Here is a 6,846-nt window from a genome sequence, read left to right on the forward strand (position 1 = left end):
CCCGCGAAGTATCCGTCCCAGTAGTTGCGCATACCAACAGCCAGAAACCCCTCATTCGGCACCTCGGAGAACGTGACGGTGCCGATCGCCTCGGTGAACTCGGACATCCGGTGAACCTTGGACTGTAGGTGCGACATCGCACACATCTCCTTCGTTAGCCACAGCGCCCTCGTGGACACCCTCTCGCCCCTGCGACGAACGAGGCCACCCGGAATCGACACCTCCAATCACAGTGGACAGGAAACCCAGGAAACATCTGCCCCCGCCACCGCCGTAATTCAGGTCGACCGACAGCCGGTTGCTCGACCTCAACAGCTGGCACAACGCAGCGCGATCCGGCATCGCCGTACAACGTCCCTGCGCATCACAGCTCAGAGCCGCGCACGGTTTTGGTCGCGGCGAGTACCGCCGCAAGCAAGCACACCAGAGCGCACCCGGCGAAGAAGACGCCTGTTCCCCAGACAGCCGCGACCACGCCGGTGACCGGGTACAGGAGTGGACCAAGTCCCACAGTCGACAGGGACGTAACCGAACTGACTCTGCCGAGATAACGAGGATCGGTCTTGCGTTGGATCAGGGCGTTGCCCAGCCCCGACGCGACGCCGCTGGTCGTTCCGAGCACTGCAGAACCGGCGATCAGCACGCCGGCTGTGGTGATCTGCCCCAAGGCTCCGACGAGAACGGCGGTCGCCAGCAGGGAGCACAGGAGTACGACGCCTGCTCGCCGAACGCGAGTCAGAGCGGTGAGCAGAATCCCGGCGGCGGCACCTCCGATGCTGAACGCGCTGAGCGTCCATCCGAGGACGGCGGCGGCCCAGTGACGTTCGGCGGTCAGCAGGACCAGGCCGATTCCTACCGGACCGCTGAAGCACATGTCGCCGAGCCCAACCACCACAACCAGCCGGCTCAGGTGACGATTTCGCCGTAGGTGCTGCAACCCATCCTTGAGGTCCGCGAATGATGAGCCTGTCGAGCGCACGCCGGGTTGTGTCCGGTTCAGGCGGACCGCAAGCAGAAGACCGACGGACAGGCTGAACAGCAAGCCAGCCAACCCGAACCCGGCGGCAACTCCTGCGACGGTCAACACGCTCGCCGCGATCATTGGACCAATCGCGTTGCTGAGCCGGACAGCCAGCATCCGCAGCCCTTGGACCCGGCCGAGTTGGCCCGGCTCGGTGAGTCGGCCGGCCAGCGCCCCGACCGCGGGCATGAACAGTGCGTCGATCACGCCGAAGACCAGCGCGACGGCGAACAGCATCGAGAGGCGAGTCGTCGCGAACTGCATCAGCGCGGCAGCACCGAACACGATGAGGCAGCGGGTGAGATCACTGCCAATGACCACTCGGCGCGGCCCGTACCGGTCGGCGATGACTCCGCCGACCAGCATCAGCAGCGCCCGGGGAATGGCGCCGACGGCCAGCACCGCGCCGACCTGAGCAGGCCCGGCCATCCGGGTCGCTGCCCACGACAAGGCGAGAAAGAAAACAACGTCGCCTCCGACCGATGCGGTGTAGGCCGCCGTCCAGCGCAGGACGTTGCCGTCCCGGTAGGCGACGCCCGGAGCTGCACCGCTAAGCGTCATCGTCTGGCGCCATCAGCGGAAACGCGTGCAACTGGAGGGCTACCGGCACGCCTGCCCCGTCGTCGCGGTCGCGGTACTTCTTGACCACCGCAGCCAGCTCGGACTTCACCTCGTTGAGCTCCGCCGGCGTCAGTCGCAGCGTGTAATTGCTGAACATGGACGACTCGTACCACTCGTCCGGCAGTAGCGGCGCCGTGTAGGCGAGCCGTCGCAACTGCTCGCTGTACGCGAGCACCACCGCGTGCAGGTACGCCCGGCTGTCCTGTCGCTCGTCGGGACCGCCGTCCGCGGGCTGATGCACCGACGAGCGATGCCGAGCCCGCCACCAGCGGTCGCGCCGGGTACCGCGCTCGAGGTCCTCCTCGATCAGACCTCCGTCTGCCAACCGCCGCAGGTGATAGCTCGCTGCACCTGAGTCGATCTCGTAGTGCGCCGCAAGCTGTCGCGCCGTCGCAGGACCGCTCTGCCGCAGGTGCTCCAGCAAGGTCAGCCGCATCGGATGGGCCAGCACACGCAGAGTAGCCGCATCCAGGACGATGTCGCCCGACGGCGCCTGATCGCTCATGACCCAAGCCTAACCCAGAAGAGTTCTTCGCGAAGACTTCTTCCTGATTGATCCACCTTGGCGACCTCCGGCTGGACCACTGAACGCTGATCCGTCTGCGCAACGCCGTAAGGGATGTCCGCGTTGTGTCCGCCGTCGTCGCCCCACAACCCATCCGCTCAGGTCATGCTCACGAACACTGAACAGCGCCGGGGAACGCAGGTTCCTTCAAGCTTCTCGACGGTGCCTCTTCATGTAGTCCACCGCGGTCACTGAGTGTCGTTGCCTGGGGTGTTGTCGACGCATGGTCGGCGGTCTGCCCGATTAGGGCGAGTCATTGCTTGAGCCTCTTGCGCTTGGGATCGTCTGTCGCGTTGGATGAGAAGGGCGGCAGCTTGCACTCAACCGCTTCGCGGCAGCGACCGCAGCCGCCGGATGACGACAGGCGTGTGCGCGGGCTGCTCGACCAGGCGACTCCAAGGGGGTCTCGCTATGGACAGGCCTGACGCGCCTGACGGCCGGTCAAGTCGTGACCCGGAGGTCATGGCGCTGCCGACGGTGGCCGAGACCGTTGGGCGGGCATTGGGGAACTGGATCCATGATCACCGGGACGATCCCGGCGCGGGCGGCGTTCGAGTCCTGAAGGACCGCAAGACCGTCCTGGTCTATTGGAAGGGCACAGTGCCGGACGGTCTCCGGAGGTTGGCAGCCCGCCAGGCAGTGCCGGTGGCCTTCGAATCGGCCGCATATTCGCGCGCCGAACTCACTGCGGCCGTGATCGCCGCGATGCACAACAACCCCGGGGTCGTGTCCGCCGGCGGAAGCGAGCCCGACTACTCCGGCATCAGCGTCGTCGTGAGCGCCAGAGCGCCAGCCAACGCCTTCACCGAAGTCAAGGCGACCAGCACCGTCCCGGTCACACTCCGCTGGATCGGCGACCCCACACCACTGGACGGCCGGCCCGGGACCGATAGCCATGGCAGTCCGATCCGATGGGTCGCTGCACGTCAAACAGGCTGACGGACAGCGTCGTGAGATCCGGCGGCTGTAGGGACCTCAAGTCCACAATTGCGATTGGGGCGGCCTGATGACACTCACCGTGTGAAACCACGGGGTCGTCGAACTGCAATGCCCGGTGAACGATCGAGCCCTTGCAGGTGCGACGCGTGCGCTTGGTGTCCGCGGATCAGCTCGCTGGCACGTCGGTGGCGGGCAGTGGAGTCGAGGAATCTGGAGCCTTTCCGGCGACGTTCGCTGAATGATCCACTTGGCTGACCTGTATGCGGTCGAGACGAGTGAGGTTGGGTCATGCAGCCTGTTCCTCGGGCGCTACTAGCGGAAGTTCGTGAGCGGTACGGCGTTGTGGCCGAGCACGCGGAGGCGGTCGGGGGCGGGACTGCGAGCAAGCTGTGGCGACTCGACTCGGAACCGTCAGTGGCGATCCGGCTGTCCCAGTACTACGGGCTGCCGGAGCAGCAATGGTCCTGCCGGGTTGCCGCTGAGTTTGCCGGCGAGGTCCCCGAGGTGATCGCGCCGCTGGTGGCATCCGATGGTGAAGCGGCGTTTCTATGGCAAGGCCGGCCGATCACTGTCTGGCCGTTCGTGACGGGTGCACCGCTGGACAGGCACAACTCACTTGAGCTTCGGCAGGCGGCTCGTCTCTTGGCGCGGCTGCACAGTTTGGCGCGCGCGTTTCCGGGTCTGGGCGAGGGGACACCTCCAGAGCGTGATGAGTCCGAGGCCGAGCTGCTGTTTCCAGATCGGGAGCTGGATCAGTGGCTCCGGTCGTGGCCTGGCCACAGCAGCGACGATCCGGTCGGGTGGATGCATCGGGACTTCTTTCCGGGCAACGTGCTTTGCCGAGCCGGACGGATCGTCGGCGTGGTTGATTGGGACGAGGTCGAATGGGGTCCGCTGATCAACGAACTGGCTTGGTCGGTCTGGGAGTTCGGGAAGACGGCCGCCGGCGATGCGTTGGATCTAGCCCGCGCGTCAGCGTTTCTGACCGAATACCAGCGGGCTGGCGGCCCGGTCCGGCCATCCAATACCTTGATTCCGCTGATTCGAGCGCGCCTTCGCAGCGGCATCGCGTTTTGGCGGCGGGTTCATGCCGCCGACCCTGTTGAGGATCAGGCAATGGTCGCAGCCTTCACAGCACTCCGTCATGTTCGACTGGTTCCATGACCAGAGCCGCCCAGCACGGTTCAAGCCCTGCTTCGGCCCTGTGATCGATCCCTGCGACGCCCTGGGGGAACGTATGTTCGAATCTCGGGTATGGTGGGGGGATGGGTGCTGGCCTTCAGGGGTCGTTGTTTGGTGGGTTTGAGGAGCCTGCGTTGGGGTCGCTTGGTGGGATGAGGCGGACCCTGCTGGGGCGTGGGGCTTGGGTGGATGTGTTGCCGGGGTGGCTGGCCGGGGCTGATGAGGTGTTCGGGCGGTTGGCTGGGGAGGTTCCGTGGCAGGCGGAGCGGCGGCAGATGTATGACCGGGTGGTGGATGTGCCGCGGTTGTTGTGTTTCTACGGTGAGGACGACCGGCTTCCGCTGCCTGTGCTGGATGAGGCGCGGGATGCCTTGAGTGCGTACTACGCGGACGAGCTCAGGGAACCGTTCCGGACGGCGGGGCTGTGTTTCTACCGGGACGGCAGGGACAGCGTGGCGTGGCACGGGGATCGGATCGGGCGGGGGAATCGCGAGGACACGATGGTGGCGATCCTCTCGGTCGGTGAGCCGCGGGTGCTGGCACTGCGGCCGCGGCCGGGCAGCGGGCAGGCGGTGGCGTCGACCGTGCGGTATCCGCTCGGGCACGGCGATCTGATTGTCATGGGTGGCTCCTGTCAGCGCACGTGGGAGCACGCGATTCCGAAGGCGGCGGGGCATGTCGGGCCGCGGATCAGCATCCAGTTCAGGCCGAGGGGCGTCAGGTGAGCGCTCCGACCGGCGCCAGGCGAGGGCTCGGCCAGCCGTCAGGTGAGCGCTCCAGCGGGGTCAGGTAAGCGCTCCAGCGGGGGCAGGTAAGCGCTCCAGCGGGCGTCAGGTGAGCGCTCCAGCGCGCGTCAGGTGAGCGCTCCAGCGGGGTCAGGTGAGCGCTTCGGCGGGCGTCAGGTGAGGGCTCCGACGGGCGGCAGGCCCGGCTCGGCGCACCGGCGCGGCTGGTGGACGCCGTCCCGGGTGGCTATGTAGAAGCCGAGCAGCCTGATGCCGGCCGCCGCACAGGTCTCGGTGGCGGCAGCGGCCCACTGGTCGTCGGCGTCGGTCGAGCCCTCGGGCCCGGAACGGCCCAACGCGAGCACGACCGCGGTACCAGGCGCGGTGCGGACGGCCTCCACGATCGGTCCGAGGGCGGTTTCGCAGAGCTTGGCAGGCGAATCCTGCCCGGGTGGCGGCAGCTCGACGATCACGGTGGATCGATAGCGGCCGTCGGAGTGGCAGAGCAGCACGGTGAAGGTGCCGCGGTACCGGTCGCCGATGTCGACCATCAGGTCGACGACGTTGGCGGCGTGTGCGGGATCGGTCAGTGGTTGGTCGGGCCAGTCGATGGTCAGCTGTTGGAAGCTCATGCCAGTAAAGATGCCGCGATCCGCACTCCCGATCCGGGTTATCCACAGACCAAAGTGGCCCATAAACCACGCCCCGCATTGGACCCCATGTCTGGGCCGCACGGCGCCTAGGCTCAACCCATGAGCAGCAGACTTCTTCCTCCGGCCGGAGCGCCGCGGGACCTCGCGCTGGCGCAGTTGGCCAACTCGGTCGGCGACGGCGCGTTCGTCGTCACCTCGGCGTTGTTCTTCACCCGCGTGGTCGGACTCTCGACCGCGGAGGTCGGGCTCGGGCTCACCATCGCCTGGCTGGCCGGATTCCTGGCCGGCGTACCGCTCGGCAGCCTCGCCGACCGCCGCGGAGCCCGGGGCACCGCGATCCTGCTCGCACTCAGCACCGCGACCGCTGTTGCGTCGTTCCTGGTCGTCAGAAGCTTCGCAGGCTTCCTGATCGCCGCGATCCTCTACGCCTGCAGCCAGACCGGCCTCACCGCGGCGCGACAGGCTCTGCTCGCTGGGCTCGTACAGCCTGAAGAACGGACGAGGATCCGCGCATTCCTGCAGTCGACCGTGAACGCCGGACTCGCGGTCGGCGCGCTGCTCGGCGGCGTAGCCCTCCGCTTCGACAGCACAACGGCGTACCTGATCGTCTTCGCGATCGACGCGCTGAGCTTCCTGGTCGCGGCCGCGCTGATCCGCCGCGTGCCGCCGATCGCGACCTCGCTCAGGATCAACGGCGAGCCCAGGCTCGCGGTGCTGCGGGATCGTCCGTACGCCGTTCTCGCGCTGCTCAATGCCGTGATGCTGCTGTTCATGCCGCTGATCAGCCTGGTCGGCCCGCTCTGGATCGTCACCCGGACGAACGCTCCCAGCTGGGCCGTCGCGTCGCTGATGATCGTGAACACGCTCGGCGTCGCGTTCTTCCAGGTGCGGATCGCCAAGGCGGTAAGGGATCTGCGTACGGCGGTCCGTTCCGTCCGGTACGCCGGGATCGCGATGCTGGCCGCCTGCGCGGTGTTCGCAACCACCGCAACCACCGCGACCACCGCGACGCACCTCGGCCCGGCAACGACCGCCGCCGTACTCGTGGCCGCCGCCGCACTCCTCACCGTCGGCGAGATGAAGCTCGCCTCCGGCGCCTGGGAGATCAGCTTCGGTCTGGCCCCCGCCGACAAGCAGGGA

General features: G+C 67.2%; 7 protein-coding genes. 4 read left to right on the forward strand and 3 right to left on the reverse strand.

Annotated elements, in window-relative coordinates:
• Positions 1 to 364 precede the first annotated feature (364 nt).
• Positions 365 to 1,582, reverse strand: a complete 1,218-nt coding sequence (locus VFF46_RS09720) for an MFS transporter (protein WP_325036723.1) — start codon at positions 1,580 to 1,582, stop codon at positions 365 to 367.
• The gene (locus VFF46_RS09725) at positions 1,572 to 2,147 is read right to left on the reverse strand and encodes a helix-turn-helix domain-containing protein (RefSeq protein ID WP_325036724.1); all 576 of its coding nucleotides are present in this window, start codon (positions 2,145 to 2,147) and stop codon (positions 1,572 to 1,574) included. The genes VFF46_RS09720 and VFF46_RS09725 overlap by 11 nt, the downstream gene beginning before the upstream one ends.
• A 522-nt stretch (positions 2,148 to 2,669) precedes the next feature.
• Here VFF46_RS09725 and VFF46_RS09730 point away from each other — a divergent pair.
• The 3 genes from VFF46_RS09730 (at position 2,670) to VFF46_RS09740 (ending at position 5,053) form a co-directional block, all read left to right on the forward strand.
• Positions 2,670 to 3,146: a hypothetical protein gene (locus VFF46_RS09730; protein ID WP_325036725.1), complete on the forward strand. Its 477-nt coding sequence runs from the start codon at positions 2,670 to 2,672 to the stop codon at positions 3,144 to 3,146.
• A gap of 414 nt (positions 3,147 to 3,560) precedes the next feature.
• A complete protein-coding gene (locus VFF46_RS09735; RefSeq protein ID WP_325036726.1) occupies positions 3,561 to 4,310 on the forward strand; it encodes a phosphotransferase enzyme family protein in 750 nt (249 codons plus the stop codon).
• Between the two features lie 101 nt (positions 4,311 to 4,411).
• Positions 4,412 to 5,053 (forward strand): alpha-ketoglutarate-dependent dioxygenase AlkB, encoded by a 642-nt coding sequence (locus VFF46_RS09740; RefSeq protein WP_325036727.1) that lies wholly within the window; start codon positions 4,412 to 4,414, stop codon positions 5,051 to 5,053.
• A 173-nt stretch (positions 5,054 to 5,226) separates the two neighbouring features.
• Here VFF46_RS09740 and VFF46_RS09745 read toward each other — a convergent pair whose 3' ends face one another.
• On the reverse strand, positions 5,227 to 5,685 hold the full coding sequence (locus tag VFF46_RS09745; protein WP_325036728.1) for a hypothetical protein: 459 nt from the start codon (positions 5,683 to 5,685) through the stop codon (positions 5,227 to 5,229).
• Between the two features lie 120 nt (positions 5,686 to 5,805).
• Here VFF46_RS09745 and VFF46_RS09750 point away from each other — a divergent pair.
• Positions 5,806 to 6,846: MFS transporter (locus VFF46_RS09750; protein ID WP_325036729.1), on the forward strand; the 1,041-nt coding region annotated here is incomplete at its 3' end.

Source organism: Kribbella sp., assembly GCF_035655035.1.
Taxonomy (GTDB): domain Bacteria; phylum Actinomycetota; class Actinomycetes; order Propionibacteriales; family Kribbellaceae; genus Kribbella.